The following is a 1996-nucleotide window of genomic DNA, read 5'->3' as shown; positions in this document are numbered from 1 at the left end:
GCCTCCAGGCTGCCCGGCAGACGCGTTCGCTGTGTACAGGGGCGGCGGCTCCCGGTAGGCCGGGGCCGGCCGGTCAGTCCTTGGCGATGGCCATGCCGAGGAAGATCCCGACCAGCAGCGCGACACTGCCGGTGGCCATCACCGCCCACGTCCCGGTCTGCGTCGCGGTGAAGGTGGAAGTCATCCCCGCCTGCGCTGCGGCCTGGGTGGCCTGCGCTCCGGCCATGGCCGCCTCCTGGACGGCCAGACCTGTCTCCAACTGCTGAACCTTGTTCTCCAGCTCGGACTGCTCCATGAGTGGTTCCTCTCTCGCGGTGGCCGGCCCGTTCCGGCGTCACCGTCCATCGCTTCCCCGCTGCCCGGATCCAGCCGCGCCCGCTGCCCGGGGTGCACCCGTTCGCCGCTGTGTGCAGGCGCTGCCAGGTCGGCCGACGACGGAACCCGCTGTGTCGGATGCCCGGTGTGGTGGATCTCGGTGGCACCCTGTACGTCGAAGCCAGCTGCTCTCCCTCACCGGAGGTGACCCTCCGAGAGATCCGGCGTGATGACGATGGCGCCCTGGCGGTGACCGGGTCCCGCTGACCGCCAACGAACCGCACAGCCCAACCGCCCGGCCAGGCGAACCCTAAGCAGCGCCGCCACATGTTCTTTGATCCCGTGCCGGTCGCAGGACCCGGGTCGTTGTCGCCGTGTCCCCGAAGGGCGCCAGTTCACCTCCGACGAGGTGACGGTAACGACTTTCCACGGCTTCGCGTTCTGCTTGACGAGGGCACTGCCCGCATTGCTCTCAGCCAGGCTGTCCGCCGTGACGGGTGACCCCACCGCACCGGGCGGCGTTAACCCCCTTTGACCATCACGTCCGTGACGATGCGGCCTGCCCCTGTCATCGGTGTCCAGCGGGGGAGTGGGGAAGCGGTTCCCCGTCCCGGCTTGGAGCCGATCTTCACCGAGCTGGCCCGGCAGTGGGAGAGCGATGGCCGTCTCGTGCCGGGCCGTCCGGACGAGGAGTGGGCGGTCCTCGCCGGCCGCGCTCCCTGGCCCGGACGCTGACCATGTAGTGCGGGGCCGACCGCCCTCCCGCACCTGCAAGGAACCACAGGCGCCCTTGTCGCCTGTGGTTCTGGGCTGCCGGGCCGGAACACCGTGGTTGGGCCCCCCGGTCCGGCCGCCCCCTCGGGCGCGCACTGGAGGGTGCCTGGCAGCACGAAGGCCCTGGTCCCGAGGGAGACCAGGGCCTTCGGTCGCACGACCGCGGGAAGGGGAGCCGATGGGCGGTTGACGCGGCCCCGACGCCAGAGCGTGCAATCGGGGCCGCGGACCGTGCCGGACCCGACGTGGGGCGTCAGAACCGGCGGATGTGTCACAGAACCCAACGCCCCGCCCCGTGTGAGGACACGCTCCGAGTCAACGCGAAGCGCACCGTTACTTGGGAAGGAGGATGTTGCTCATGCAGCCGCTGCCGATCCCCTGTCCCGCCGATCTGGTCCCGGACGCGACGGGCATGGACGCCTTCACCACCCCATACAGCGCGGCCAAGGAGCAGCGGGCCGTGTTCGTCGCCATCGAGCGCCAGGGGCCGCGGTGGACGGTGAAGACCGACGCGCGCACCGCACCACAGCGCACCCTCGACACCCCGGTGTATGACGCCGTCCGCGAAGCCGTCAGCCACCTGATCGGCTCCCGGCAGATCCGCCCCGACTCGTTCGCCGACCCGGTCTACGTCGTGCTGTACGACGTGGACGGCGAGGGACGGGCCCGGGAACTGGCCGCCGCCCTGCACGCTGCCTTTTACGGCGACCTCGAACCGTTGGCCCGCGCCGCGCCTTCTACGTCCTGACGGTCATCTGCCCCTGGGCATCAGGCGTTTCCTGTGGTCACAGCAAGTACGGACGTGTACCGTTCCCGTTAGCTGTCGTGGTTCGGATCCTCCCTTTGCCCATGCCCTCGGCGTGGGCTTTTTTGCTGTGCTGTGCCGCAGGAACCAGGGCGATCACCT

Annotated in this window: 2 protein-coding genes; one reads left to right on the top strand and one right to left on the bottom strand. The window is 70.1% G+C overall.

Annotation, left to right across the window (positions count from 1 at the left end):
- Positions 1-73 precede the first annotated feature (73 nt).
- Positions 74-295: a hypothetical protein gene (locus tag ACFWV2_RS33000; protein WP_384411103.1), complete on the bottom strand. Its 222-nt coding sequence runs from the start codon at positions 293-295 to the stop codon at positions 74-76.
- Positions 296-1447: 1152 nt separating this feature from the next.
- Here ACFWV2_RS33000 and ACFWV2_RS32995 point away from each other — a divergent pair.
- Positions 1448-1837, top strand: coding sequence for a hypothetical protein (locus ACFWV2_RS32995; RefSeq protein ID WP_384411101.1), 390 nt, complete (start codon positions 1448-1450; stop codon positions 1835-1837).
- The last annotated feature ends 159 nt before the right edge of the window (positions 1838-1996 follow it).

The organism is Streptomyces sp. NPDC058671 (genome assembly GCF_042716475.1).
Taxonomy (GTDB): domain Bacteria; phylum Actinomycetota; class Actinomycetes; order Streptomycetales; family Streptomycetaceae; genus Streptomyces.
The sequence above is the reverse complement of the archived record's forward strand: the minus strand, read 5'-3'. Positions and strand labels throughout refer to the sequence as shown.

Bases quoted from the DNA above. Each gene is read 5' to 3' on its own strand.
- ACFWV2_RS33000 (WP_384411103.1), bottom strand. From the start codon at position 295: ATGGAGCAGTCCGAGCTGGAGAACAAGGTTCAGCAGTTGGAGACAGGT.
- ACFWV2_RS32995 (WP_384411101.1), top strand. From the start codon at position 1,448: ATGCAGCCGCTGCCGATCCCCTGTCCCGCCGATCTGGTCCCGGACGCG.